Annotated in this window: 28 protein-coding genes; 18 read left to right on the top strand and 10 right to left on the bottom strand. The window is 67.9% G+C overall.

Annotation, left to right across the window (positions count from 1 at the left end):
* Nucleotides 1–255 precede the first annotated feature (255 nt).
* Nucleotides 256–606, top strand: a complete 351-nt coding sequence (locus AW273_RS21985; protein WP_062350977.1) for a hypothetical protein — start codon at nucleotides 256–258, stop codon at nucleotides 604–606.
* A 76-nt stretch (nucleotides 607–682) separates the two neighbouring features.
* On the opposite strand, the gene AW273_RS21990 is transcribed toward AW273_RS21985, so the two are convergent.
* The 3 genes from AW273_RS21990 to AW273_RS22000 form a co-directional block, all read right to left on the bottom strand.
* Nucleotides 683–1,048 carry a hypothetical protein gene (locus tag AW273_RS21990; RefSeq protein WP_062350979.1) on the bottom strand — a complete coding sequence of 122 codons (366 nt, stop codon included), beginning with the start codon at nucleotides 1,046–1,048 and terminating at the stop codon, nucleotides 683–685.
* Between the two features lie 70 nt (nucleotides 1,049–1,118).
* Complete coding sequence (locus AW273_RS21995; RefSeq protein ID WP_062350981.1) at nucleotides 1,119–1,382, bottom strand: DUF4235 domain-containing protein; 264 nt, start codon at nucleotides 1,380–1,382, stop codon at nucleotides 1,119–1,121.
* A 140-nt stretch (nucleotides 1,383–1,522) separates the two neighbouring features.
* Nucleotides 1,523–2,077, bottom strand: coding sequence for a hemerythrin domain-containing protein (locus AW273_RS22000; RefSeq protein WP_062350982.1), 555 nt, complete (start codon nucleotides 2,075–2,077; stop codon nucleotides 1,523–1,525).
* A 138-nt stretch (nucleotides 2,078–2,215) separates the two neighbouring features.
* Between AW273_RS22000 and AW273_RS22005 the strand changes: the two genes are divergently transcribed.
* From AW273_RS22005 to AW273_RS22020, 4 genes are all read left to right on the top strand, one after another.
* Nucleotides 2,216–2,437 (top strand): hypothetical protein, encoded by a 222-nt coding sequence (locus AW273_RS22005; RefSeq protein ID WP_062350985.1) that lies wholly within the window; start codon nucleotides 2,216–2,218, stop codon nucleotides 2,435–2,437.
* 42 nt (nucleotides 2,438–2,479) lie between these two features.
* Nucleotides 2,480–3,715 (top strand): PP2C family protein-serine/threonine phosphatase, encoded by a 1,236-nt coding sequence (locus tag AW273_RS22010; protein WP_198168287.1) that lies wholly within the window; start codon nucleotides 2,480–2,482, stop codon nucleotides 3,713–3,715.
* A 137-nt stretch (nucleotides 3,716–3,852) separates the two neighbouring features.
* The gene (locus AW273_RS35825; protein ID WP_198168288.1) at nucleotides 3,853–6,093 is read left to right on the top strand and encodes an esterase-like activity of phytase family protein; all 2,241 of its coding nucleotides are present in this window, start codon (nucleotides 3,853–3,855) and stop codon (nucleotides 6,091–6,093) included.
* 84 nt (nucleotides 6,094–6,177) lie between these two features.
* Nucleotides 6,178–6,543, top strand: coding sequence for a VOC family protein (locus AW273_RS22020; RefSeq protein ID WP_062350991.1), 366 nt, complete (start codon nucleotides 6,178–6,180; stop codon nucleotides 6,541–6,543).
* Here the strand turns inward: AW273_RS22020 and AW273_RS22025 are convergent.
* The 3 genes from AW273_RS22025 to AW273_RS22035 are packed head-to-tail and all read right to left on the bottom strand — an operon-like array spanning nucleotide 6,520 to nucleotide 9,020.
* Entirely contained in the window at nucleotides 6,520–7,266 is a 747-nt protein-coding gene (locus AW273_RS22025) for a DinB family protein (protein WP_062350994.1), read from the bottom strand. The genes AW273_RS22020 and AW273_RS22025 overlap by 24 nt on opposite strands.
* Before the next feature lie 4 nt (nucleotides 7,267–7,270).
* Complete coding sequence (locus tag AW273_RS22030) at nucleotides 7,271–8,356, bottom strand: sensor histidine kinase (protein WP_062350998.1); 1,086 nt, start codon at nucleotides 8,354–8,356, stop codon at nucleotides 7,271–7,273.
* Nucleotides 8,349–9,020 (bottom strand): response regulator transcription factor, encoded by a 672-nt coding sequence (locus AW273_RS22035; RefSeq protein WP_062351001.1) that lies wholly within the window; start codon nucleotides 9,018–9,020, stop codon nucleotides 8,349–8,351. The genes AW273_RS22030 and AW273_RS22035 overlap by 8 nt, the downstream gene beginning before the upstream one ends.
* A gap of 87 nt (nucleotides 9,021–9,107) precedes the next feature.
* On the opposite strand from AW273_RS22035, the gene AW273_RS36475 reads away from it, so the two are divergent.
* Nucleotides 9,108–9,656 carry a M15 family metallopeptidase gene (locus tag AW273_RS36475; protein WP_157556021.1) on the top strand — a complete coding sequence of 183 codons (549 nt, stop codon included), beginning with the start codon at nucleotides 9,108–9,110 and terminating at the stop codon, nucleotides 9,654–9,656.
* A complete protein-coding gene (locus AW273_RS22045; RefSeq protein WP_062351004.1) occupies nucleotides 9,653–10,624 on the top strand; it encodes an endonuclease/exonuclease/phosphatase family protein in 972 nt (323 codons plus the stop codon). The genes AW273_RS36475 and AW273_RS22045 overlap by 4 nt, the downstream gene beginning before the upstream one ends.
* A gap of 147 nt (nucleotides 10,625–10,771) precedes the next feature.
* Here the strand turns inward: AW273_RS22045 and AW273_RS22050 are convergent, their stop codons facing one another.
* Entirely contained in the window at nucleotides 10,772–11,425 is a 654-nt protein-coding gene (locus AW273_RS22050) for a pyridoxine/pyridoxamine 5'-phosphate oxidase (protein WP_083949945.1), read from the bottom strand.
* A gap of 27 nt (nucleotides 11,426–11,452) precedes the next feature.
* A complete protein-coding gene (locus AW273_RS22055; RefSeq protein WP_198168289.1) occupies nucleotides 11,453–11,884 on the bottom strand; it encodes an MEKHLA domain-containing protein in 432 nt (143 codons plus the stop codon).
* A gap of 769 nt (nucleotides 11,885–12,653) precedes the next feature.
* Here AW273_RS22055 and AW273_RS22060 point away from each other — a divergent pair.
* The 8 genes from AW273_RS22060 (at nucleotide 12,654) to AW273_RS22095 (ending at nucleotide 20,913) form a co-directional block, all read left to right on the top strand.
* A complete protein-coding gene (locus AW273_RS22060; protein ID WP_198168290.1) occupies nucleotides 12,654–13,253 on the top strand; it encodes a Crp/Fnr family transcriptional regulator in 600 nt (199 codons plus the stop codon).
* Nucleotides 13,254–13,341: 88 nt separating this feature from the next.
* Nucleotides 13,342–14,127 (top strand): hypothetical protein, encoded by a 786-nt coding sequence (locus AW273_RS22065; RefSeq protein ID WP_062351010.1) that lies wholly within the window; start codon nucleotides 13,342–13,344, stop codon nucleotides 14,125–14,127.
* Entirely contained in the window at nucleotides 14,120–16,231 is a 2,112-nt protein-coding gene (locus AW273_RS22070) for a hypothetical protein (protein ID WP_062351013.1), read from the top strand. Before AW273_RS22065 ends, AW273_RS22070 begins: the two co-directional genes overlap by 8 nt.
* Nucleotides 16,232–16,320: 89 nt before the next feature.
* On the top strand, nucleotides 16,321–17,148 hold the full coding sequence (locus AW273_RS22075; protein WP_157556023.1) for a hypothetical protein: 828 nt from the start codon (nucleotides 16,321–16,323) through the stop codon (nucleotides 17,146–17,148).
* Nucleotides 17,145–18,416, top strand: coding sequence for an OmpA family protein (locus AW273_RS38025; protein ID WP_198168291.1), 1,272 nt, complete (start codon nucleotides 17,145–17,147; stop codon nucleotides 18,414–18,416). The genes AW273_RS22075 and AW273_RS38025 overlap by 4 nt, the downstream gene beginning before the upstream one ends.
* Nucleotides 18,416–19,723, top strand: coding sequence for a hypothetical protein (locus AW273_RS22085; RefSeq protein ID WP_062351023.1), 1,308 nt, complete (start codon nucleotides 18,416–18,418; stop codon nucleotides 19,721–19,723). Before AW273_RS38025 ends, AW273_RS22085 begins: the two co-directional genes overlap by 1 nt.
* Nucleotides 19,720–20,226: a Pycsar system effector family protein gene (locus AW273_RS22090; RefSeq protein WP_062351026.1), complete on the top strand. Its 507-nt coding sequence runs from the start codon at nucleotides 19,720–19,722 to the stop codon at nucleotides 20,224–20,226. The genes AW273_RS22085 and AW273_RS22090 overlap by 4 nt, the downstream gene beginning before the upstream one ends.
* Nucleotides 20,227–20,721: 495 nt before the next feature.
* On the top strand, nucleotides 20,722–20,913 hold the full coding sequence (locus AW273_RS22095) for a fascin domain-containing protein (RefSeq protein WP_062351029.1): 192 nt from the start codon (nucleotides 20,722–20,724) through the stop codon (nucleotides 20,911–20,913).
* Between the two features lie 52 nt (nucleotides 20,914–20,965).
* Here AW273_RS22095 and AW273_RS22100 read toward each other — a convergent pair whose 3' ends face one another.
* Nucleotides 20,966–21,391 (bottom strand): cellulose binding domain-containing protein, encoded by a 426-nt coding sequence (locus AW273_RS22100; protein WP_083949948.1) that lies wholly within the window; start codon nucleotides 21,389–21,391, stop codon nucleotides 20,966–20,968.
* Nucleotides 21,392–21,938: 547 nt separating this feature from the next.
* On the opposite strand from AW273_RS22100, the gene AW273_RS37380 reads away from it, so the two are divergent.
* Together AW273_RS37380 and AW273_RS22110 are read left to right on the top strand one after the other, a co-directional pair.
* A complete protein-coding gene (locus AW273_RS37380) occupies nucleotides 21,939–22,343 on the top strand; it encodes a hypothetical protein (RefSeq protein WP_157556025.1) in 405 nt (134 codons plus the stop codon).
* A 5-nt stretch (nucleotides 22,344–22,348) separates the two neighbouring features.
* Entirely contained in the window at nucleotides 22,349–23,389 is a 1,041-nt protein-coding gene (locus AW273_RS22110; protein ID WP_062351038.1) for a thiopeptide maturation pyridine synthase, read from the top strand.
* A 346-nt stretch (nucleotides 23,390–23,735) separates the two neighbouring features.
* Here the strand turns inward: AW273_RS22110 and AW273_RS39375 are convergent, their stop codons facing one another.
* Nucleotides 23,736–24,203 carry a MarR family winged helix-turn-helix transcriptional regulator gene (locus AW273_RS39375; RefSeq protein WP_062351041.1) on the bottom strand — a complete coding sequence of 156 codons (468 nt, stop codon included), beginning with the start codon at nucleotides 24,201–24,203 and terminating at the stop codon, nucleotides 23,736–23,738.
* Between the two features lie 127 nt (nucleotides 24,204–24,330).
* Between AW273_RS39375 and AW273_RS22120 the strand changes: the two genes are divergently transcribed.
* Nucleotides 24,331–24,695: GNAT family N-acetyltransferase (locus AW273_RS22120; protein WP_062351044.1), on the top strand; the 365-nt coding region annotated here is incomplete at its 3' end.

Raw genomic sequence — 24,695 nt, forward strand, 5'->3', positions numbered from 1 at the left:
TTGAACCCGGTGGCCACCCCGGTGAAGACGACCGCGGAGCTCCGCACCCGCTCCTTCACCGGCGTGAGGGCGCACTTGCAGGCGTAGGCGGGCACGGACGAGAAGACGAGCGTCCCCGCGGCCAGCGCGAGGACGAGAAAGAGACGACGCCACATGCCCCTGAAACGGAAACCAAGATCGATCGGTTCGCGGCACGTTTGACGCCCGCGCGACGGGTAGCGGCCCTGTCAGCAGCGATTAGCGAAAGGGGCTTACATGTACGAGCCGTGGAGCTACCAGGAAGGCGTCGTCTCCGGCGCCGGGGTCAGCGTGATCGGGTTCGACGTCGAGGCCGTCAACGGCAAGATCGGTGAGGTCGACGAGCAGAGCGACGCCGTCGGCGACTCCTACATCGTCGTCGACACGGGCTTCTGGATCTTCGGCAAGAAGGTCATCATGCCCGCCAGCACGATCACCGAGATCGACCCGCAGCAGCGCAAGGTCTTCCTCGCCCGGACGAAGGAAGAGATCAAGAACGCGCCGGAGTTCGACCAGGACACCTACAAGGACCCGGCGTACCGGGAGCAGGTCGGCAACTACTACACCGGCTACAACCAGCTTCCGTGACGCGGCCGGGCCCGCATCCGGCGTTCGGCGACAGGGGGTCGGCCGAACGCCCGGATGCGGGCCTTCGCATGTCCGGTCACCGCTCCCAGGGAGCGGTCTCGCCCATCTTCTCGTAGTACCTGGCCAGGTGGGCCTTGACCCGGTCGACCTCGTTCTCGGGGATCTTCACGCCGCCGCGCGCGCCCTGGAGGATCCCGCCGGCGGCCATGACGGCGCGCGGCACCGCCTTGAGCCTGCCGTCGACGACGTCGGCGATCAGCAGCTTGTAGCTGCCGAAGTTCTCGGGGGCGTCGCCGTCGTACCAGACGTGGGCGTCGCGGTAGGCGGCGTCGGGCTCGTCTTCCGCGCCCGCCCATTCGCGGACGCGGCTCTCGGCCGCGCTGCCGTCCCACTCCCGCGAACGGTCGGCGAGGGGCAGGTCCTTGAATCGTGTCACGGTCATACCCGCCCCCTGCCCGGCACCGGATGGGCAAACGGTCACCATCCCGTGCCGGTCGGGTAGATCGCCGGGGTCAGTCCGTGACCCATTCGCCGGTCGAGCGCCGGTAGGCCTCGGCCCCGGCCCTGTCGATGGCCGCCTTCACCGCCGCGAAGATGGCCCCCTGGACCGCGGCGGCCACGACCACCTCGCCCCATCCGTAGTCGGGCGAGGTCGCCTGCGGCGCCTCGTCCTCACCGGCGGCCAGCTTCCAGACCTGCTTGAAGATCAGGCTCGCCACCGCGCCGCCGATCATGCCGCTGAGCGCGCTCGCGCCACGCACCGCTAGTTTGTTCATGCCGGTACGTGCTACCCGGGCGGCCCGGCGGTAGTCGGCCGATCACCCGGCGGGCGGGTGGGGATCGTTGCCGGGCGCGATCGTGCGCTGGTCGCGCACCTTGATCGGGGTACCCTCACCGCTACCCCGATTCGGCGGGATCAGTGGCCCATGGCCTTGCGGATGGCGTCGCGGGCCCGGTCCATGATGGCGGCGGGCGCGCCGAGCAGCAGGTTCTTCTTGACCGACTCCACGCCCGGGTGCGGGTGGGTGGGGGCCATCTTCTCTGCGGCCTTGACGCCGGCCGTCATCTTGCGCAGGCGGTCGGGGTCGCCCTCGGCTTCGAGCTGCGGGAACTCAAACTGCTCCTCGGCTTCGGCGTGGGCAATGACGTCCGTGCGCAGGGCGTCCAGGTGCTTGAGGAAGTCGGGGTTGTCGGTGCCCATCTCGTCGAGGTCGGACAGGGCCTGCTTGGCCTCGTTCTCCTCCTGGAGCCGCTGTTCGATGACGGCCTTGCCGTCGGGGAGGACCTTGCGGGCGTACGGGTGGACGAGTTCCTCCTCGGCGGTCTCGTGCACCGCGAGCAGGCGGACGAGCCTGCGGAAGGCCTCTTCCCGGGCGTCGCCCTGGGCCGACTCGACCTCGGCGAACAAGGTCTTGATCTCTTCGTGCTGGTGCTTCAGGAAGGTGACGACGTCGGTCTGCTGGGTGTCCATGGCGGACTTCCCCTCACTGGTCGGACAACTCACCGCCCCCTACCCGTGCCGGGTGCCCCGATGTCCGGTAAACCTTAACTTTTGTACTTTATGTCCGGATCAAGGCATGGCCGGGGCGTGCTCGGGCAGTGGGCTCGCATGACCGGGAACAGACACGGCCGACCGCGTTCGTGGATCTACGCCGGCGTCTTCCTGGGCGTGTTCGTCCTGGGCGGCGCCGGCCTCGTCATCGGCTCCATGCCGCTGTTCTGGACCTGCCTGGTCGTGCTGGTCGTGCTGGTGCCGGTGGGCAAGCTGATCGGCGTCATGGACGACACCGTCATGGCCCCGACCGACCCCGAGGAACCCGGCCACGGCTAGCCGTCGTTTCCCCAGTTCGGACGCGGGTAGGCCGAGGACATCATGTCCGCGGGCTACGAGCGAATGCTGGCCGGCCTGATCGAAAGCAGTCACCTGCGCTCCGTCGACGACCTGCCGTCGCTTCTGGCCGCCCACACCCCGCAGGCGGGGTTCGCCCATGTCCTGATCTACCTGGTCGACCTCCAGCAGCAGGTGCTCCGGCTGCTGCACGGACGCCACGGCGAGACCGAAGGGGCGCCGGAGGAGTTCAGCGTCGAGCGGGGCCTGCCCGGCCTCGCCTTCCAGCAGGTCCGCACCCTCTCGCAGCACGACGAGAACGGCGAGACCGAATACTGGTGGATCCCGATCCTCAACGGCACCAGCAGGCTGGGCGTCCTGCGCGTCAGCACGGGCGGCGCCCCTCTCGACCACACGTCCGCCCGCCACCTCTCGTCGGTGGTCGCCCTGCTGCTGACGAGCATGCGCGGCTACAGCGACACCTGGGCCCGCACCGTCCGCACCAAGGAGATGAACGTCGCCGCCGAGATGCAGTGGCGGCTCATCCCTCCCCTGACCTTCGCCAGCGACCGGATGACCGTCTCGGGGGTGCTCGAACCGGCCTACGAGGTGGGCGGCGACACCTTCGACTACGCCATCGCGGGCGACGTGCTCCACGTCGCCGTGTTCGACGCGATGGGCCACGACGTCTCCGCCGGGCTGACGGCGAGCCTGGCCATGGCGGCCTGCCGCAACAACCGCCGCCAGGGCGCCTCGCTGGCCGAAAACAGCGAGGACATCGAGGCGGTGCTCATCGAGGAGTTCGGCCGGGCTCAGCGGTTCGTCACCGCCGTCATGGGCGATCTCGATCTGCGGACCGGCATGTTCAGCTGGGTCAACCGGGGCCATCCCCCGCCCGTCCTGCTGCGCGGCGGGCGCTGGGTGACGATGCTCGAATGCCTGCCGGCCCATCCGATGGGGCTCGACCTGGGCCTGTCGGTCACGACCTGCCACGAGCAACTGGAGCCCGGCGACCGGCTGATCTTCTACACCGACGGGATCACCGAGATCCGCGACGCCTCCGGCCGGGAGTTCGGCATGCACCGGTTCATCGACTTCGTGGTCCGCAACAACCAGAGCGGGCTGCCGGTGCCCGAGACGCTGCGGCGCCTCGTCCAGGCCGTGCTGGTCTACCACAAGGGGGTGCTCCGCGACGACGCGACGGTCGTCATCGTGGAATGGCGCGGCCCCGACGCCGATCGGGAGCTTGAGAACGCCGACTGGCCGATCCCCCGCACCTGACCCGTCCGCGCGTCATGAAGCCCGAGCCCAGATGTTCATGGTGTGTTCGACGCCTTGTTCTGCGCTGGCGGGCTGCGGGGACTTCGCTCGTCTCCAGCGGGTGGATCACCCCGCATCACGAAATTTCGGAGGTACTTGTGCCCAGCACAAGGTGGCCCGCTCCCGCCCTCGCCGCCGCGGCGGTCATCGCCATGCTCGGCGTGACGGTCCCGGCAGCCGGCGCGGCGACGTCTGATGATGTGAACCTCGGCGCCCCCTGCTCGGCGGACGTGGGCCTGCGCGGCTTCACCGACAGCCTGGACAAGAAGACGTTCGAGGGCACCCCCGTCGGGGGCCTGTCGGCCATCGCGCGGCTGCGCGACGACCGTTTCCTGGCGCTCTCTGACAACACCGGCACCGTCCCCGCCCGCGTCTACGACGTCGCCCTCTCCGGCGACGACGCCCAGGTCGTCGGCATGACGACGCTGAAGCGGCCCGACGGCACCGCCTACAACGGCACCGACTTCGACGGCGAAGGGCTCGTCGCCGAGCCCCACGGCCACACCGTCCTGGCGAGCTCCGAGACCGAGCCGTCGATCCGCCGGTTCCGCCTGTCCGACGGCCGGCAGACCGCCTCGTTCGAGGTCCCGGCCCGGTTCCGGATCACCCCCGCGGGCGAGTCGCCGGTCAACCTGGCCTTCGAGGCCCTCACCACCTCGCCCGACGGCACGTCCCTGTACGCCGGCATGGAAGGCCCCCTGCTGACCGACGGCCGTGAGGCGTCGGGCGCGGGCCGCCAGCGCATCCTGCGTTACGAGGGCACGCCCGGCGGCGACTACACGCCGGCCGCGCAGTACGCGTACAAGACCGACCCCAACCTCGGCCTGGTCGAGCTGGTGGCGCTCGGCGACGACCAGTTCCTCGCGATGGAGCGCGGCTTCACCGCCGGCGTCGGCAACACCGTGCGCGTCTACCGCGTCACCGCCACCGGCGCCCCCGACGTCTCGGGCGTCGCCTCGTTGTCGACCGTGACCGACCCGCGCTCCTGGCTCGGCAAGAAGCTGCTGGCCGACATCGTCGACTGCCCGCCATCGGGCGCGACCACCAAGCAGCCCCAGCCGAACCCGCTGCTCGACAACATCGAGGGCATGGCGCTCGGCGACCGCCTCGACGGCGACACCCGCGTGCTCTACCTGATCTCCGACGACAACAACAGCGCGACGCAGATCACCCGCCTCTACGAGCTGAGCGTCAACGTCCCCGACGAGGCGACGCTGCGCGACCGCGCGATCCTGTCGGCGACCGACTACCAGCCCGGCCCCGTCTCCGGCAACTTCATGCCGAAGACCCCGGTCAACGGCATCACCCCGCCGTTCCCCGGCCAGCCGATCCCCGGCTTCTCCGCCGTCATCCCGCACACCCGCGGCTCGAAGAACGCCAACCGCCTGCTCGGCATGCCCGACAACGGCTTCGGCTCCAAGGACAACTCGCCCGACTTCCTGCTGCGCGCCTACTACATCGAGCCCGACTACAAGTCGGGTGAGATCGAGGTCAAGAGCCACATCAGCTTCCGCGACCCCGACCGCAAGGTGCCGTTCCCGATCGTCAACGGCGACACCCCCGAGCGGCTGCTGACCGGCGCCGACTTCGACATCGAGTCGCTCCAGTGGGACGCGGACGGCACCCTGTGGATCAGCGACGAGTTCGGCCCCTACCTGGTGAACGTCGACAGGACCGGCAAGGTCCTGCGCGCCCCGATCCCGCTCTTCGACGGCACCAAGTCGCCCCAGTCGAACGAGCTGAAGCCCGGCGAGACCCCGACGCTGCCCGGCAGCGGCGGCTTCGAGGCCATGGCCGCGAGCGAAGACGGCTACACCCTCTACCCGATCCTCGAACGCGCCAAGACCGCCGACCCCGACCAGCGCCGCCGCATCGTGTACGAGTTCGACGTCCGCGCCGCCGCCTACACCGGCAAGACCTGGACCTTCCGCGTCGACGACCCCGGCCTGTTCGTGGGCGACGCCCAGGTCCTCGACGGCAAGCGCCTGCTGCTGATCGAGCGCGACAACGGCATGGGCCAGACCTCGTTCGTCAAGAAGCTCGTCGTCACCGACCTCGACAAGGCCGACGCGAACGGCGTGCTCCCCCGCCGCACCGCCGTCGACCTGATGCGCATCGCCGACCCGAAGGGCGTCTCCACCCCGGCCCGCCCGAACGAGTACGGCGTCGGAGACCTGTTCTCCTTCCCGCTCCAGTCGGTCGAGTCGGTCCTGCCCCTGTCGGGCGACCGCGTGATCGTGGCCAACGACAACAACTTCCCCGGCAACGACGGCCGCATCCCGGGCCGCGCCGACGACACCGAAGTGATCGTCATCGACGTGCCGGGCCTGCGCGGCTGACGCCTTCCCGAGAAGAGCCCAGGCCGGGTGGTCGCCCGGCCTGGGCTTTGGTCGCTCTCCCGTCAGCTGGGTAGCATCGGCGGGATGGCGTGCCGTATCAGTGAACTGGTGATCGACTGTCGCGACCCCGAGCGCTTGGCCGCGTTCTGGTGTGAGGTGCTCGGTTATGTCGTCCTCGGGCGCGAGGAGAGCTTCGTCGAGATCGGTCCCGAGGACGAAGGCCACCGGCCGGTGCTCGTGCTCAGTTCGAGCGACGAGCCGAAGGCCGGCAAGTTGCCGCTGCACATCGACGTGAGCCCGACCGACCGCGACCAGGACGCCGAGCTGGAGCGCCTGCTCGCCCTCGGCGCCAAGCCCGCCGACGTCGGCCAGACGGGCGAGGAGAGCTGGCACGTCCTGGCCGACCCGGAGGGCAACGAGTTCTGCCTACTGCGCACCCGCGTGACCTGACCCCGCCAGCCGCGCGAGGTCCCGTTCGGCGAACCGGCGGTGCTCGACGTGCTCTCGCAGCACCACCCTGAGGCAGTGGCCGACCGAGTGAGACTCCACGCCCCACGACGGAATCAGCTCGCCGGTGCGGATCTCGTCGAGGCCGGCGTCGGTGAGCGCCGCCATGACGCCGCGCAGCTTGGCGTTCCGGTCGGCGTGCAGCCGCACCACCTCGTCATAGGAGGCCTCGACCTCCGTGAGGGCGACGTCGGTCGGGGGCAGGCCGAGCCGGTGATAGGTCGACGTCTCGCCGAGGATCAGGCGCCCGACCCACGTGTCGACGGCGAAGACGAGATGGCGCAGCGTCTCGGCGAACGACCACTCGTCGTCGACCCGCTCGTGCCGCACGGCCTCGGGCAGCCGCTCGGCCCGCTCGCGGGTCTGCGACCAGAGGCGCTCGACGGTGTCCCACATCAGACGGTGGTCGTCGGCCGTCCGGACCGACCGTAGCCGCACCCGCTCGGGATATCGCCGGTCGAGCTCGGCCGCCACGTAGTCGGTGACGTCGACGTCGTCGACCACGACCGTGCCGGCCTCGCCGTCGAATCCGGAGATCCGCAGATCGGCCACCTGGGAGCCGGCGATCCGCACGCCGGTCAGGTCGCATTCGCGGAAGACCGCGCCGGTGAGATCGGCCTGCCTGAAGATCGCACCGCGGAACTCGCGGGTGTGGACGTACTCCATCGCGTCATTGTCCCCCGGCGGAGACGACAGGCAGTTCCACGGTGATGCGGATCCCCCCGGCGGCGCGCGGGCTGAGGGTGAGGGTCCCGTCGTGGGCGTGGGTGATGGTCTTGACGATCGCCAGGCCGAGGCCGACGCCCGCGTGGTCGGTGTGGATGCGCTCGGTGCCGCGCTGGAACGGCTCGGTGAGCGTGGCCACCCGTTGCGGGGTGAGCACCTGGCCGGTGTTCTCGACGGCCAGCACCACGCTCCGGGGGCGGACACTCGTGCTGACCCAGACCGCGCCCTGTTCGGGCAGGTTGTGGACGATCGCGTTCTGCACGAGGTTCGTGGTGAGTTGCAGCAGCAGTGGCTGCGATCCCATCGCGGGCGTGATGTCGCCGGAGGTCTCGACGGTGACGCCGCGTTTCTCCGCCAGCGGGAGGAGCGTCTCGGCGGCCTCCTCCGCCAGGAGTGACAGGTCGACGGGCTCCCGCGTGAACGACCGCTGGTCGGCCCGGCTGAGCAGGAGCAACGCCTCGGTGAGCTCGATCGCCCGGGTGTTGACGGCGTGGAGGCGGTCGAGGAGCTCGCCGGGGTCGTGGCCGGGGTCGGTCCGGGCCACGTCCAGCAGCGCCTTCGAGACGGCGAGCGGGGTGCGCAGCTCGTGGGAGGCGTTGGCGGCGAACCGCCGCTGTTCGGCGACGTGGGCTTCGAGCCGTTCGAGCATGCCGTCGAAGGCGTCGGCGAGTTCGCGGAACTCGTCGTGGGGGCCCGGTAGCCGGATCCGGTGGGAGAGCGACCCGGTCGTCGCCAGCCGGGTGGCGTCGGTGATGCGGGTCAGCGGGGCGAGCATGCGCCCGGCGAGGATCCACCCTCCGACCAGGCCGAAGATCAGCAGGAAGACCAGCACCGCCCCCGTGGCCGACGCGAAGTCGCGCAGCAGGGTCGACCGCACCAGCACGCCTCCGGGCACACCCGTGTACTCGGGCAGGTGGCGCAGGGTGAAGACCCACACGGCCCCGATCAGCAGACCGCCGGCCAGCATGAGGAACCCGGCGTAGCTGAGGGCGAGCCTGAGCCGCACACTCGTCCCGGATGCTCTATCCACGGTCTCCCCCTTCGATCCGGTATCCGGCGCCGGGCACGGTGGCGATGATCGGCGGTTCACCGAGCCGCTTGCGCAGCGCCGAGACGGTGATGCGCACCGCGTTGGTGAACGGGTCGGCGTTCTCGTCCCAGGCCCGTTCCAGCAGCTCCTCGGCGCTGACGACGCCGCCCTCGGCCGCCACCAGGACCTCCAGCACGGCGAACTGCTTCCTGGTCAGCGCGACGTAGCGGCCGTCCCGGAAGACCTCTCTCCGGAACGGGTCGACCCGCAGCCCGGCGACCTCGCGCACCGGCGGCCGGGTGCGGCCCCTCCTGCGGTCGAGCGCGCGCAGCCGCATGACGAGCTCCCGCAGCTCGAAGGGTTTGGTGAGATAGTCGTCGGCGCCGAGTTCGAACCCGGACGCCTTGTCGTCGAGCCGCTCGGCCGCGGTGAGCATGAGGATCGGCAGCCCGCTGCCGGAGGCCACGATGTGCCGGGCGATCTCGTCACCCGACGGGCCGGGGACGTCGCGGTCGAGCACGGCGACGTCGTAGTCGTTGACGCTCAGCAGCTCCAGCGCGGTGTCGCCGTCACCCGCGATGTCGGCGGCGATCGCGGCCAGCCGCAGACCGTCGCGGACGGCTTCGGCCAGATAGGGTTCGTCCTCGACGATCAGCACGCGCACGGTCTCGATGCTACGAAGCGGCGCATATCGTCCACGTATCGAAAACCGCATACGCACCGGCAACACCGCCTTCCCTTCACTGGCGGCATGCCTCGAAACCGGATCCTCCAGTTCCTCGTCGTGGCCCTCACCGCGCTGGCCCCCGCGGCCTGCGCCGACCAGGCGCCCTTCGCGGCCACACCCGTCGACCACAGGTGGGCCGACGGCGCCCTCCCCGAAGGCGCGACCGTGTTCGACGACGGCTATCCGGGTGTGCGCAACCTCGATCCCGATCTCCTGCACACCCTGCGGGAGGCGGCGACCGACGCGGCGGCGGAGGGCGTCGTCTTCTACGTCAACAGCGGCTGGCGCTCCCCCGAACGCCAGAACCTCCTTCTCCGGGACGCGGTCAGGACGTACGGCTCGAAGGAGGAAGCCGCCCGATGGGTCGCCACCGCGAAGAGATCACGTCACGTGGTGGGCGACGCCGTCGACCTCGGCCGGACCGACGCCACCTCGTGGTTGTCCGAGCACGGCGCCGCCTACGGGCTGTGCCAGATCTACCGGAACGAACCCTGGCACTACGAACTCCGCCCCGAGAATGCTTGCCCGGCGATGTACGACGACCCCACCCAGGACCCGAGGATGCACCAGTGACCATCACCCCGTGGAAGCGCGGACCGATCTTCACGGCGACGGCCCTGCTGCTCGGCCTGGTCATGCTCCTGCACGCCCACATCACCGACCGCGGCGGCCTCGGCAACCTGGTCGACACCGCGCTGCCGTGGTCCGGCGTGTTCATCCCGCTGCTGCTGACCGGGGCGTTGTGGCGCCGCTCCGCGGTCGCGGCGGTCGCCCTGCTGCTCCCCGCCGGCGTGTGGCTCGGTCTCTTCGGCGGCCTGCTCGTCGACAAGTCGCAACCGGGCGGCGACCTCACCGTGGTCACCCACAACGTCGGCGCCGCCAACCCCGACCCGACCGGCACCGCCCGCGCCCTGGCCGCCTCCGGCGCCCACGTGCTGGCGCTGGAGGAGATCACCCCGCAGGCGAGGGGCGTGTACGAGAAGGAACTCGCCGAGACCTACCCGCACCACACGGTCCAGGGCACGGTCGGCCTGTGGAGCATGCTGCCCCTGACCGACACGCGCCCCGTCGACCTGGAGACGAACGCCGGCCCGCTGGCCGACACCATCCCGGCCGCCGCCGAACTGGCCGAGAACCGGGCGCTGCGCACAACCGTGTCCACCGACCGGGGCCCCTTGGTGGTGTACGTCGCCCACCTGGGCTCCGTGCGGGTCTTTCCGAGGAACGGCTTCTGGACCGACAGCCGCGACCGGGGCGCACGCGCCCTCGCCAAGGCCGTCGCGGCGGAGGAGGACGAGCGGCTGGTCCTGCTCGGCGACCTCAACGGCACGACGGACGACCGCGCGTTCACGGCCCTGACCGCTCACCTGCGCTCGGCTCAGGAGGCGGCCGGGGAGGGCTTCGGCTTCAGCTATCCGGCGGCGTTCCCGGTGGTGCGGATCGACCAGGTGCTGGTGCGTGGCGTACAGCCGAGAAGGTCGTGGGTGCTGCCCGCCACCGGCAGCGACCATCTACCGGTGGCGGCCGGAATAGCCTGGTGAATGTCGCGAGGCGTGGACCAGCAGTGAACCGTAACGCCGGCGGCAGGTGCGGCCGGGCCGACGGCTCCACCGCTGTGACCTGGGCGGTCGTCGGCTCATAAGATCCGGCCCCGATCGTGCCGTAGTCGGCGTCTCGGGCACTGCCGTTCACGGCCACAAGCGGGTGCACTGCCAGGTGCCGCCGGTGCGGGAATAGCGGACACGGTGGTGTTTGCGCTGGTGGTCGGCCTGCCAGAACTCCACGTCGTGGGCGGTGAGCTCGTAGAGGGTCCAGGTCTCCTCGACCAGCCCCGGGTCGGCGGTCACGCGGGCCAGCGCCTGGTCGAACGCCTCGCCCAGCTCGGCCGGGTCGTCCAGAGGCTCCGACTGACGGCCGATCAGCGCCTCGGCACGCGAAGCCGGCGGCCGGGCCAGGAAGTCGGCGGCGCTCGCCTCCGCCCCGGCGGGGACCACGACCCCGCTGACGCGGACCTGGCGGGCGACCTGAGGCCAGTAGAAGGTCAGGGCCGCGTTCGGATTGATCTCCAGGTCTTGGCCCTTGCGACTGTTCCGGCCCGTCGCGAAGAACCAGTGGCCGTGGCTGGTGACGTCTTTGCAGATCAGCACACGCGACGACGGGCGGCCTCGCAGGTCTACCGTCGACAGGGTCATGGCGTGCGGGCCAAGCACTCCGGCCTCGATCGCCTCCTTCATCCAGCGGACGAAGAGGGGGTAGGGCTCGTCGGGGATACGGTCGAACCCGGGCAGGTCAGCGGGGAACACCGGCAGGGATCGCAGCAGGTCGCGCATGTTTTCGGCCATTGCCGAATGATCCCGCGAACCGACCTCTCAGGCGTCGCGCCAGCCTCGGTACGTCGCCGCCTGGCCTACCAATCGGCCACCGTCATCGACGAGGTTCCACATCGTGACGTCCTCGATCCAGAACCTGCGGCCCGACTTGGCGATGCGCAGACCTCGGTAGCCCGTGGCGAAGCCATGGCGGTGGACGGCGTCGATGAGTCGCTGGCGGTCTTCTCGTCGATCCGGCTCCGCGGAGAGCCTCGAAGGCATACCTACGAGTTCGGACCAGTCGTATTCGAAGCAGCGCTGCGCGGTGAGGTTGGCGTAGGTGAAGCGCGGGTCGTCGGTCGCGTCGTGCGCCAGGACGCAGAAGGGGGCCTCCTCGTAGAGCCATTGGGCGGTGGCGTCGGGGGCTCCCAGCGGGGTGCCGACGAGGCGGAGGTGACAACTTCGCAGGAGGTCGAAGAAATCCGGGTTCACGCGCAGGCCATTCTCTGGTCCGATTTTGCGTCTCCGAGGGTAGAGCACTCGGCGGAGTGGCCGGCCGCGTCGGTGGACGGATTCGTCGAGCGTATTTCTCGGCACGTGCCCTATCGAGGGTGTGATTCCGATATCGACAAGGACTGGGGCCGCACCCACTCGGTGCCGGGTACACGCATGAAGGAGATCGTCAGCTAGTCGACCTGCGAGAACTCGTTCTGGTCTCGATTACCGAGGCGGCCACGACCAAATCAGCCATAGGACACGACCGGGCGACCATCCATTCCGAAAATCACCGATCCACCGCCTACCGGCGCTGATCAGCCCATCGACGCCACCTTAGGTAGTGGCACACCAGCTCGCAGGCAACGTGCATCACCTGAGCGCACGGGTTGGAGGGGCACCCCGGCGAGAGAAGCCTTCGGGGCTATTGCGTGTTCGGTATCCATTTGAAACGGTGAATGCACAGATCACCCCGGGAGTCCGGTTCGCAAGGCGGAGATATCACTCCAGCAAAGCGATCATGGTATTGGCACAGAGAAGCCAACCTTGATCACTAAAGTTTGATATCAGGACATTTTTCACTTGCCCAGATAGATGGCCACATGTGTGATAGAACTCGCGTTGGCCGATAAGTGTCGACAGTGACGGGATGTACGAAAGTAGGTTTGCAGTGCGCGCGAGAGGGTGGCCGACAGGCACCTTTCTCGGCTGCCTGGAGTTTGGGGATCGCCAGCGACTACTCGGCCTGGGATCACACCACACTTTCATGAAAGGGCATCCCCTCATCAGGCAAGGAGACCCGTCGAGCGTGGTGTATCTACTGCTCGACGGCCTGGCGACGGTGAGCGCCCACACAGAGAACGGCACACCGACGATGGTCGCCGTCCGTGCCAGTGGTGACGTTCTAGGTGAAATGGGAGTGGTGTCAGGAGACGTCCGCTTCGCTTCGGTCCTCGTGGCACGCACGTCGCTGATAAGCACTATCCACGGAGAGAAGTTCAAGCACTTCCTCCAGGAAGCCCCGGCCGCCGCAATGGCCCTGAACCGTGTTCTGGGCGAGCGTCTACGGCAAGCGAATCGGCGGCGACTGGACTTCGGTGGATACACCGCCGAGATCCGGGTGGCTCGGGTCCTACTCGAACTTGGCACGTGCCACGGCCGCCCAGACGGCATGCGCGTCGTCATCGACGTTCCGTTGACGCAGACCGACCTCGGTGCACTCGTAGGCGCCAGCGAGGCCACCGCTCAGCGCGCAGTCAAGGAACTGCGGAGACTCGAACTCATGGCCTACGAGGGCCGACGCATTGTGATCATCGATCGCGATCGGTTGATCGATTTCGCCGACGTCAGCGGAACGAAACCGTAGGAATCTCGGCTTCGCCATCAAATGATGCCTTAGTCCGGACGTACCGGTGCCAAAGTGTGCCGATCCCGATCTCTTCCAAGGAGAACAGATGAAGCAAGGGCGTTCGACGCGCGAGATCAGGCCCATGATGGTCCTGGATCTGGAGGATTACAGCGGACTGAACGACGCGCAGCAGGAAGCAGTGCAGCAAGTAACACGCGAGCTCGTGTTCGCCGCCGCCCAAGAGGCCGAACTGGTTCTGGACGAACGGTCCGTGCAGTGGTCGGGGGACGGCTTGTTCGCCCTCCTGCCGACCGGCACCTGCGTGGCGGACGTCGCCGAGACCTTCGTGGAGACCTTCGACGCCGCCGTCGCCGCCCACAACAGCAGACGGAGCACCGAGGGCAGGAACTGCGTGCGCTACCGGATCGCCCTACACGAAGGCCCAGTCGTCCCCGATGCGGCCATGGGTGTCGGCGGCGCGCACGCAGTGGAGGTCAATCGGCTGGCCAACTCCCAGGCGGGGCGCATCGCGCTCAGGTCCTGCCCTCGGGCGGATCTCGTGGTCATCGCGTCGGAGCGGGTCTTCAACGACTACCTGAGCGCGGGCTACAACACGCTGAGCCCCGTGGAGTTCCGCAAGGTCGTGCTCAGGGAGAAGGCTCGTGAGTTCATCGCCTACCTGTACGTCCCCGGCCACGACCTCCACGGCGTACACGAACTTGACGACTACTCGCCCGGGAACGTTCCAATGCACGCCGCCACAGGGTCGGAGCCGGAACAGCGGTCCTCGGTCTTCTCCAACACCATCCACGGTGGCGGCAACGTCGTGAACCAGACGACCGGTCCCCTCAACGTCGGCGGCATCACCATAAGAGGCACCTCGCATGAATGATCAGACGCCGCAGGAGGCGAGCGGCGACGAGGCGGCGAAGGACCCATCGCCGGACGAACCGAAGGACATCCGTCAACAAGAGGAACCTCCTCCGCCCATCCCCGACGACGAGGACGACACCGTACCGGTGACCGCCCGACTGCCCAGGGAGGACGAAGAACGCCGACTCCGCGAAGAGAACCTTAACCGGCTGCAAACGACGCAGAGCGCGTACAACAGCGTGTTTTTCCAGACCGCCGGCGGAGACGTCTTCATCGGCGATCAGGGGCAGCGCGTGCAGATCGAGGTCTACGACGAGGAATCGCTGAGGGAACGGCGACGCGCATGTGTCCTCACGTCGTCGATGGAGCAACTCTCCCGGCACCTCGACCACACCAGCCTCCTAGGGCTTGACGGCGATCCAGGCACCGGCCGCATGTTCGCCGCAGTGCACGCCTTATCTCTCTGGGCGGCGCAGGGTGGTCCCCTGAACCGCAAGGTGGCGTGGCTCCGGGCCTCCGACCTCGGCCGGCTCACCGCCGATGACCTGCCCTACCATCACGGGTTCGTCCTGGACGCCGGCGACATGCTGCATCGCTCCAAAGTCGATGACCTGTGCCGCGGCCTTCAGAAGGCTGTGGAAGCCCGGCAGGCCCGCCTCGTCGTCCTCACCACGGGTCCCAGTCCGGCCGAGTTGCGCACCGTCCGGCACGATCCCCCCGACCACGTAAAAGTCTTCTCCGTCCATGCAGATACCGCCATCAGGCGCAAGGGGCTCCCCCGTCTCTCACTGCCGGACGAACTGTACGCGTGGGGACGAGATGCCACTTCTCCCGCGATGAGTGCGCTGAGGGCCCAGATCGCCGTCGACGGAATCGCCACCGGCGAGACGCCGGAGCAGATCAAGGCGACCCAGCCCGATCCTCTACGCGGGGTCGTCCAGGACATGCTTTCCAGCGCGACGCCCATGCATCGCTGCTTCCTGATCAGCGCGGCGGTACTCACGGACGTCCCCATCGTGATCGTGTCCCGTGCCGCGAACGCGCTGGCCGAGCACCTGGGCATCGAACCGGGCAGACCGGGGGCGAACGGCGAGGCAGCGGACTGGGAGTGGCTGCGTGAGTGGGTGAAGGGGGTCGACTACACGATCGAGGGAACCTCACGCCGTCTTCGGCTGTCTCGCCCGGAGATGGCCGCAGTCGTCTTGGAAGAAGTGTGGGAGGAGGGCCAGTCGATCCGCGAGGGCGTACTGGCCTGGCTCGACACCCTGACCAGACATGCTCAGCGTGAGATCAAGATGAAGGCGGCACACGCCATCGGAAAACTCGCCTCCTACGACTACACCCTCATCAGCGCGGAGTTCTTCCGCCCATGGACCAGCGGTCAGCCCGGCCGCAGTCGGCGGTGGCTGGCCCCCTGGGCACTGGAAGCCGCGGCCTTGGACGAACGATCAGTCGTCCGCGTGAGGCGTCAGCTGCGGGACTGGTCGGGCGCCTCGGCCGAGAAGCGACTAGCCGCCGCCCAGGCATACGGATCCCATATCGGGCGCAGCGATCCAGAAGAGGCGCTGCAGTCGCTGCAGCGCATTCTGCTCCGCTCAGCCGCCGGGCAGACCCAGATCCACGACGCGGTCTCCCGTGCGCTGACCGAAGTCTACGGTCCCGCCAGCGGCGTACTGGTGATCGACGAACTCGTGAAGTGGGTCGAGACCGGGCACCCGGGGCTCCGCCGGACCATGGCCCTCACCCTCACCCGTCTCACCGCCATGCGGGGAACCAACCGACCCAGACTCGACCTCGGAGCATTCACGGCAGAAGAGTGGACAGGCGCGGAGCCGAAGATCGTCCAACTCTGGCTGGACGCTCTGGCCTGCGGAGTCTTCAGCTCCATCAAGCATTCGATCAATCGCCCCGTCCACGAGGTCTGGACCTCGCTGGCCCAGTGGATCGGCCGGTGGGACGACGACCCGCGTGTCCGGCGCGTGCTATCCGAAATCTTCTCGGCTTGTCCTCCGGATCTCCGTAGCCCATTGGCCTTCCACCTTCGCCAGTGGAGCCACACCCGTGCCCTGAGCCCCAGGATCAGCCGTCATTTGCACGGCTTCATGAAAGGCCACACCAGATGAGACTTCTCCGCAGAATCCGGGCGTGGTGGAGGTCGCTCGGCGACTACCCCGAAGTGAAGACGCCTCCGCCGCCGATCGGTGGACGGCACGTGTGTGAAGAACCGGAGCCGAACAACCCGATCCAGTTGGCCCGAGGCATCATGCAGCCGCCGCCACGGCCCTGCTCCCACCCCGCTGGCGAGGGTGTCCACATCCTGGATGACGCGTTCACGATCACCACACCGGCGGCAGGGGACGCACTCCCCTTCCACGTGACCGTGTACGCCACCTGGTGCGCTCAGTACAAGACGGCCCGTGGCGGGCGCGACCTGTACGCAGAGGTCGACGCCAAGCGAGTGAACGTGCAGCGGCGCATCCATGACGTGATCCGGGCCACGGCACGCACCTTCCCGCCCTTCCAGGCGGACAAGGCGGAAGAACAGATCGAGAAAGAACTGGCCGTCGCCCTCTACTCTCCCGTGCACGACTGCGACGAGCTCACGATCACGATCTCCACCCGCTCCTGGGTCATGGTCAGCGAGGAGGTCCTGGCGTCCCGGCGGGCCCTCAGCCTGAAGCTCTTGGAGGACCAGAATCAGCTTGAGCTGACCCGATCCCACGTGTGGCGGATCGGCGAGGAACGCGAACTCTGGCTCAAATTCCTGGCCGACTGCGAGAACCACTGGCGCAGCAGGTTCGCCGTGCACCTCGCCGAACATCCGGTGAACATCGCCGAGGTCATGAGCCGAATGCAGAGCGAACGGCGGGAAGAGGCTGACCGTTACATCAGCCTGGTCCAGAACGTGGTCAGCGCCCAGCAGGCCGTCAACGTCTTCGACTTGGTCGTGCAGAGCGACACCATGCTGCGCAGGGCTCTGGAGACCCTGGGCATCCCGGTTCCCGACCTGGTCACCGACATGCCGTGGGAGCAGGTGTGAGCAAGCGAATCGGTCCGGCACTTTGCACCTTCACGTTGGTGGTGGCCGGTTGCTCCTTCTTCGATGCCGATCAGTGGACGTCTGCCCCGGTGCCGTCATCTCCCGCCAACGCGTGCGCGTCCATCGAGTCACAGGGCTCCACTGGCAAGGTCACCGCCGAGGAGGTCGTGATCGTGGTCGACCGGTCGGCCTCTATGCGGGACAAGAGCACGAACGCACCACCGGACTGGAAGAAAATGATCTTCGGTGCTGCGGCGGAGCCGCAGGAGGACGGACAGATCGGCTTCGGCGGTACGGCCAAGGTTCGGAGTCTGCGCAGCCCGGCACTCATCAAGATCGGATCTTTCGACGGTGGATCAGGGGTGAACTGGCAGCCGACGATCGCGCTGCCCGCGATCGGCGGAGGCGTGGACAACCAGCAGTGGATCGCGGCCACCCTCGACGACTGCCTCAACTCCGTCTTCACCTCGATCAACGAGACTCCCGCGAAGAGTAAGGGCACCAACGTGATGGCGGCCTTCGACTCCGTCCGCCCCGCGACAGACGCCAAGAAGCGCCTTCTCATCGTCGCCACCGACGGAATGTCGAGCACAGGCTGCACGAGCGTGGCCCGGACGTCGATGCGGGATCTCGACTTCGCCGCACAGACCGCCGCGTCCTGCAGCCGACGCTCCGACCTGCCCGATCTGAAGGGCTGGCACGTGGAGATGCCCTGGATCGGCACCCAGGGTGGCGGTTGGCAAGCGCTCGTACCGCGGCAGCGGTCGTGGCTCCAGCGCATGTGGACCGGCATGTGCCGCAGTACGGCCGCATCCTGCAACGTCGCTTCCAACACGCTGGAGGTGGCCGAGGGCGCTTCCGACACCGTCGAGCGGGCCGATCTTGAGATCAAACGCATGGCCGCCGAACAACCTCTCAACCCGATAAGGGTGGCACGGTTGAACGGGGACGTCCTCTTCGCCACCAATGAGTACTTGATCCGACCCCAAGGCGTCTCCGAGATCAAGAAATTCGCCGACCAGGTGCTTGCCCTGAATCCGATCTGGGTCCAGGTCATCGGCCACACCGACGACGTCGGCTCTTACGCGGACAACCAGGTGCTCTCGGAACAGCGCGCAGAGGCAGTACGCGCGGAGCTGGAACGTCTCGGGTTCAACAACGTCACGGCGGTGGGCAAGGGCGAGACCCAGTTGGCGATCCGCTCGACCACCGCCTCCGCGCGTTCGAAGAACCGGCGCGTCGTGATCCGATACAAGGTGGTCCGCTGATGGGTGAGCAGGAGATACACGGCACGATCGTCGACTCGACGCCCCAGAGCAGCGAACTCACCCACCTGTGCCATCACGGATGCGACTGCTGGCAGCGCAATTTCGACCGCTACGTTCGCACTACTCCGCCGCGTCGCGCCAACGACCTCGATCACGTAGAGGCCGGGGCTCTGCTGGATGCCAAGAACCGGTCCGCGAGACTGGTCCGCCAGCATGCCGAGGCGATGAACGAGGGCCGGGAACGACTCATCCGGCTCCACGAGGACGCCAGCCGTACCGTCACCGCGCTCCAGGCGGAGCTTGCCCAGAACCGTCTCGCCAAGGCGACCCGTGACCTCGAACGGGTTCGCGAGAGCCAGATCGACAGTGGTTCGTTCCGCCCGCCACGCTGGCTTCGGTGGTCGTCCTGGCCGCTCGTGGTATTGGCCGGCGGGTTCGACACCTGGTACTTCCAGCGGATCTTTCAGCGCTTCGTCGGCAACGACCAGCTTGTCTGGCATGAGCAGTTGCTGACGCTCGTGCCGGGCGTACTCCTGACAGCCGGGATCATCGTGGCGGGCCACTCTCTGGGCAGAGCCCGTTGGCACGCCAGGATCAGGGCCAAGCACAAGACCCGTCCACTCTGGTCGGTCCTGTTCTCGCGGTTCTGCACCTGGATCACCAGGGCGATCCTCCCGACCATGCTGATCACCAGCATCGCCCTATGGGCTTCGTTCCGGACTGCCGAGGTGGGCCGTCCGAGGAATCTCGCGCCCGCCCTGGTGCCCAATCTCGTCATCCTGCTCATGGTGACTCTGACCCTCTGCGCCTTGGCGGTGAAGGTGGCCGCGTACGACCCGTTCGGGGAGGACGAGGCCAGCGCGAGACGGCGCTTCGAGCGGGCCTCCCGCCAAGTGACCGGGCTCGACAAGGCGGCAGGCGAGGCCGTTCGATCTTTCGCCACGGCGTGGAGCGACCTCAGCGCGCTGCGGGACGAGGTCGTCGGCAAGATCGCCGAACGCTACGGCGAGGCCTACCACTTCATGATGTACGCCCGAGGTTTCCACACCCAGGCCGGTCCGATCCCTCCGGCCTTCGCCACAGCCACCGCCGGCATTGCCGTCACGACCTTGGAACGGCTGGGACCCGCCTTCGACGAGATCGACCAGCCCGAACCGGAGCTGGCCGCGCTACGCCAGGTGGAGGATGAGCTGCAGCGCTACCACCCGGATCAATTGAAGGATGAACTCACGAACGCCCGGCGCGACCGTGTGAACCAAAGCGCGGACAAGGTGCCGCTGGAAGCCGAGGACGGCGATTCGGCGTGACCCGCTCCGACTCTGCGGCAGAGCACGCGCTGCGTCTTCTCACCGAGGCGCGAGAGGAGGCGGGTCGTGCCGACCTCAAAGCCTCGATCCTGCTCGCGGCCAGCGGGGTGGCGATCAGCGCGCTTCTCGGGGCGTTGATCGCTGGTTCGTGGACCCCCGCTCGCCTCGAAGGCGCGGCATTCCTGTGGTGGGCGGCGGGCGTTCTCGGCGCGGCCTCCGTCGCGACCTTCGTCGCGGCCATCTATCCCCGGGAGCTCCGTTCCCGCAATCCCAACCGGATCGCGTTCTTCGGAGACGCGGCCGCGCTCGGCTCGGTCGAACGCATCGGAGTAGCGGTGGAGATAGCGGCGCGCGACCATCTCGCGCTGCTCAGCGATCAGATCCTGGTCATGGCGAGAATCGTCACCTTGAAGTACCGCCTCATCAAGGCGGGGATCTGGCTGCTGGCGTGCGCGATCTTGTGCTGGTCGGCCACCGCGATCTTCGGTGGCGGCGCCGTCTAATCGGCTCAGATGACAATGGCCCGTCCAGTTCGCCTGGCCGGGCCTCACTTCGCTGTTACAGAGATCAAGGCAGGTGCATGTCGCACCACGGCGTCGGAATTCGACAAAAGCACGCGGCACAAGGCTGTCCAGTGCCTCTGCCGAAGAAATTGATCTAGCTGACTGTGCGCACGCATTCGGTACAATCACCCGCCATTACTAGATCATCGTGGCCGACAGCCCACCCCCGGCAACACGAAATCCTACGTCAGAAGTCGTTGACCGGGATTTCCGCTGCGCGGCCGAGAGGATTCGAACCTCCAGCCGGCAATGCCTCAACCCTCCGCAGTTGGCCGCTAGGCGGAGTCACAGGGTACGGCCAGATCATCGCGGGGCCCTGCGCGTCAAGCGGTGCGCGGCTAGTCCAGCGGGTTACGCGGCAGCTCCCAACTCGCCGACGGCGGTCAGCCGGATCAGCTGAACGCCGAGCAGAACTACAAGGGCGCCGACGCCGGCATGCTGCGGGCGCGCGCGACCGGCATCGCCTCGTTCGAGAAGTTCGTGATCGAGTGCAAGGGCGAGGAATACTGCGCCATCAAGTCTCCCGCCAACAACAAGTACGTGAGCGCCGAACTGGCTTACACGGGCGACATACTCCGGGCCCGCGCCGACGTCATCGGAGATTACGAGAAGTTCGTGATCTCCTAATTCTCTTGATCTGACGAACGGGCGAGTCCCATGGAGACTCGCCCGTTCCCTTTTAATAGGTGATGGTGCACGAACTGGAGGTGGGAAGAGGCGGCGAGGTGTTCGGCATGGGCATGCCGATATCGAACCCGAAGTTGGCCCGCTGGTTCTTCGGAAGGGCGCCGTTCCACCCCACCGGGCCCCACACGTTCGCCGACGGCCTCGTCGCATTCCAGAATTGGTGAATGACCGCGCCCGCCGACAAGGGGAAGTCGATGACCGCCTGCCAGGTGGTCGACGTCGACGTGCCGGTGTTGGTCAACGTCGCATCGACCTGCCATCTGTACTGGCTGCCGACGTCTCCCCGATAGTTAGCCTTGAAGGTGAGCGTGCAGGTGGTGGCGGCGCCGACAGGGGTGGCGACGGTGAACACGCCGACCAGGGCGGCCACCAGCCACACGGCCAGGCGCCGCCGCCGACGGACACGTCGTTCTGTCATGGGCCTCTCCTGTCAGGAAGTGCGCGCTATTAATCGGCACGCATAGGCGATTAGCGGAACGGTACGATCGGCGTCGAATATCGTCAATGGCGTTGAAAGTTTCAACGATCCCCTCCAGACACTTCCTGGATTACGGTCCACAAAACAGTGGAAAAATGACTTGATGACTGTCTGGTGAATTCGCCCGGGCCGGCGGCCCGAGCGTCACGCGCCCACCTGTTCCACACCGGCGACCTCGACGACCTGGTCCGCGACGTCGTCACCCCACTGTCGCGGTCGGCGACGGCCCTCACACGTGCGGCTGCGCCTGAAAGGAGTGCCCCACGACGAGATCAGGGCCCGAGCCGCCCGATGGTTCGCCGACCACCCGTCACCGGGCGAAAGGGGAACGCCGCGAGAATCACGACCCGGCCCTCCACCCGGCCGGCAGCGTGGTATTCATCCCATATGAGCCGGAAGAGCGTGTCTACGGAAACATGCCCGCCGTCGAACGACATTTCGGCATCTCCAGCCCCTCGCGCTCGACCTTCTCCACGGCGCCTCCGCGATGGAACGCAGAACCGCCGTCGGCCTCGCCGTACTCACGCTGACGATGGCCGCCTGCCAGCCCGGCCTCGCCGAAGCGGCCCGCCGCCTGCCCCCGCACGACCCCGGCGACCTCCCGCCCGCGCTGGTCACCCAGACCGAACACCTCTTGCACCTGGAAGACGGCCCAGGGCCTGCTGGGCACCTGGGCCGCCTCGATCAACGACCTGGCCAAGAGCTCCCCGGCGACGACCGGCGACGCGGCTCCACCCACGCCCACCTGGCCGTCATCGGCGACGACGCACAACGGGCCCGCGTGCTGCTGCGCTGCGCCCACCTGTTCCACAACCGGATCGGCCTGCGCCCCGGCCCGGAATCGCACATCTCGACTTTCGCGGCCCGCGCGCTGGCCGCGCTGCGAAGGTGACCGCCATGTGGCAAAGCGTCCACGTCTTCTACCACGAGCCCGACAAGGACCCCCTGCTCCTCGACGCCGTCCGCCCCCTGCTGGCCGACATCCGCGACCACGTCGAGGCGGCGTACGTCGTGCGCCACTGGCGGCAGGGCCCCCACCTGCGTATCAACGTGAAGACCGACCCGCACATGTGGGACCAGGTGGTGCGCCCCCGAATCGACAAGGTGGTCGGCGGATGGTTACGCGACCACCCGTCGACGTACGTGGTGGACCAGGCGGAGAGCCTGGCCCGGCACCGTCTCATGGCCGCGCGAGAGCAGGAACACGGCCCGCTCACCCCGTGGCCGGCCGACAACTCGATCGTCGAGTTCCCTTTCGACGACCGCCGCCACGTCCTGGGCGGCGACGAGGCCGTCGACCTGCTGACGTCGTTCTACAGCGACAGCACCCGCCTGTTGTTCACGATGCTCGACCACTGCCGCGACGGCCGCGACACCAAGTCCGACCTGGCCATGGCCCTGCTCCTGACGGTCGCGCACACCTCCCACCCGATCGAGCGCAGCTACCTGTCGTTCCGGGTGCACGCCGAGGGCTACCTGATGTGGTCCAAGGACCCCGAGGCCGCGCGTCGTTCCTTCGACAAGGTGTACGACTCCCGCCGCGCTCTGCTGACCCAGCGGTTCAGGCAGGTCGTGGACACCATCGACGCAGACGGGGACAGCCCGTTCGTCCGGGAGTGGGCGGCGCTCGTGGAGACCTATCGCGCGAGGGCCGACAGGGTGGTGCACCTGCTGCCGACCATGGACGACACCCCGGCCGAGACGAGGGGCGAACTGCACACCCTGATGTTCGGCACCCCCGGCTACCGGCGCGACATGTTCAACCGCCCCGACTTCCTGCGGTACCGGGTGGTGCTCAACTACACGTACCTGCACCTGACGAGGCTGGGCCTGACCCCGCTGGACCGCTTCCGGACCTGCCACCTGCTGGCGAACGCGGTCGAGGAGGTCTACGGGGTCTCGGGCGTGGAGTCGATGCGCCGCTACGCCCTCGGCTAGATGTTCTTGGCGGGTTGGTCGCCGACTGCGGTGTGGCCGTTCCTCCTCGACAACGGGAACCGATGGGCGGTCGCGCTATGCGATGCGGGTGCGAAGTCGTCATGAGCGAGGGTGCGGCGTCACACGGCGCCGCGCTGTGGCAAGAGGGGTTCCCCTGATGGTGGCTTGGGCGTTTGAGAGCAGATGGACTGCCGTGCATGCGGCGGGCGGCGTCTTCGCCACGCCGGCCGGACGGCACTCGGGCTGGACTGATTCCTCAGGGCCACGCGGGGACCTGCTGAAGGCATCGACCACGCCGCCCTGACCCGGTTGATGGGAGCTGAACCGCGTGGGCGAAGGCGGCAGGCTAACCCCTCTTGGCTCTCCCGCGCAGGCGGTCGGCGTGCCGTGCCTGGTTGTCCAGCGCGCGGCGCAGAAAGCTCTCGATGAGTTCGAGCTCGGTGAGACTGAACTGGAGAAGCTCGGCTCGGGCGTCATCGGCGATCGGCCCCCAGATCTCCTGTATGGCTTCTCGGCCTTGCCCGGTCAGATGCACCACGACACGGCGTCGGTCCACCGTGTCACGGATCCGTTCGACCATGCCGGTTCGCTCCAGCCGGTCGACGGCGGTGGTCGCCGCGCCTCCGGTGAGACCGGCGGCGGCCGCCAGTTCGCTCGCGGTGAGCGGGCCGCGCGCGGTCAGTCGGCTCAGACATCGCAGGTCGGTGCGGTTGATGCCAAGGCGCCGGGTTGCGAGTTCGTCGATGAGGTCGGTGGCATCCTGCAGTTCCTGAACGGCCCTGGTGACGGCCTGAACCCTAGATTGCTTTGACAATCTAACCCTTAGAAAGTTGAATTAATTGGCTCGTGCGATTCTAGCTCTCCCGGAGGACGCAATGCCACGATCCGCCCCCGGACTACGACCGGCGACGGCCGACGACGTCACAGCCCTGCTGACGCTCATGGACTCAGTCCACGCGTGGCTGCTCGCCCGAGGCCGACCGGGGCAATGGGGGACGGTACCGTTCTCCCGCATCCCCGGCTTCCCCGACCGGGTCGCCGACTGGGCGCGCCAGAACGTCATCACCCTGGCCGAGAGAAACGGTCGCTGCATCGGGATGCTGGCGGCGGCGCCCATGATCCCGCCGCGGATCCCCGTCGGCACCGTGCCCGACGGATCGATGTTCATCCACACCGTGATGACCGATCGCGGCCCTGGCGGCCGAGGCATCGGTACAGCCTTACTGACGGAGGCTGAGCGACTCGCGCGAGCACACGGCGCTCCCGCGCTGGCCCTGGACCACTGGGCCGACAGCCCTGAGCTAGA

This window comes from Herbidospora yilanensis, from assembly GCF_001570565.1.
Taxonomy (GTDB): domain Bacteria; phylum Actinomycetota; class Actinomycetes; order Streptosporangiales; family Streptosporangiaceae; genus Herbidospora; species Herbidospora yilanensis.

Bases quoted from the DNA above. Each gene is read 5' to 3' on its own strand.
- AW273_RS21985 (WP_062350977.1), top strand. From the start codon at position 256: ATGTACGAGCCGTGGAGCTACCAGGAAGGCGTCGTCTCCGGCGCCGGG.
- AW273_RS21990 (WP_062350979.1), bottom strand. From the start codon at position 1,048: ATGACCGTGACACGATTCAAGGACCTGCCCCTCGCCGACCGTTCGCGG.
- AW273_RS21995 (WP_062350981.1), bottom strand. From the start codon at position 1,382: ATGAACAAACTAGCGGTGCGTGGCGCGAGCGCGCTCAGCGGCATGATC.
- AW273_RS22000 (WP_062350982.1), bottom strand. From the start codon at position 2,077: ATGGACACCCAGCAGACCGACGTCGTCACCTTCCTGAAGCACCAGCAC.
- AW273_RS22005 (WP_062350985.1), top strand. From the start codon at position 2,216: ATGACCGGGAACAGACACGGCCGACCGCGTTCGTGGATCTACGCCGGC.
- AW273_RS22010 (WP_198168287.1), top strand. From the start codon at position 2,480: ATGTCCGCGGGCTACGAGCGAATGCTGGCCGGCCTGATCGAAAGCAGT.
- AW273_RS22020 (WP_062350991.1), top strand. From the start codon at position 6,178: ATGGCGTGCCGTATCAGTGAACTGGTGATCGACTGTCGCGACCCCGAG.
- AW273_RS22025 (WP_062350994.1), bottom strand. From the start codon at position 7,266: ATGGAGTACGTCCACACCCGCGAGTTCCGCGGTGCGATCTTCAGGCAG.
- AW273_RS36475 (WP_157556021.1), top strand. From the start codon at position 9,108: ATGCCTCGAAACCGGATCCTCCAGTTCCTCGTCGTGGCCCTCACCGCG.
- AW273_RS22050 (WP_083949945.1), bottom strand. From the start codon at position 11,425: ATGGCCGAAAACATGCGCGACCTGCTGCGATCCCTGCCGGTGTTCCCC.
- AW273_RS22060 (WP_198168290.1), top strand. From the start codon at position 12,654: ATGAAAGGGCATCCCCTCATCAGGCAAGGAGACCCGTCGAGCGTGGTG.
- AW273_RS22065 (WP_062351010.1), top strand. From the start codon at position 13,342: ATGAAGCAAGGGCGTTCGACGCGCGAGATCAGGCCCATGATGGTCCTG.
- AW273_RS22070 (WP_062351013.1), top strand. From the start codon at position 14,120: ATGAATGATCAGACGCCGCAGGAGGCGAGCGGCGACGAGGCGGCGAAG.
- AW273_RS22085 (WP_062351023.1), top strand. From the start codon at position 18,416: ATGGGTGAGCAGGAGATACACGGCACGATCGTCGACTCGACGCCCCAG.
- AW273_RS22095 (WP_062351029.1), top strand. From the start codon at position 20,722: ATGCTGCGGGCGCGCGCGACCGGCATCGCCTCGTTCGAGAAGTTCGTG.
- AW273_RS22100 (WP_083949948.1), bottom strand. From the start codon at position 21,391: ATGACAGAACGACGTGTCCGTCGGCGGCGGCGCCTGGCCGTGTGGCTG.
- AW273_RS37380 (WP_157556025.1), top strand. From the start codon at position 21,939: ATGGAACGCAGAACCGCCGTCGGCCTCGCCGTACTCACGCTGACGATG.
- AW273_RS22110 (WP_062351038.1), top strand. From the start codon at position 22,349: ATGTGGCAAAGCGTCCACGTCTTCTACCACGAGCCCGACAAGGACCCC.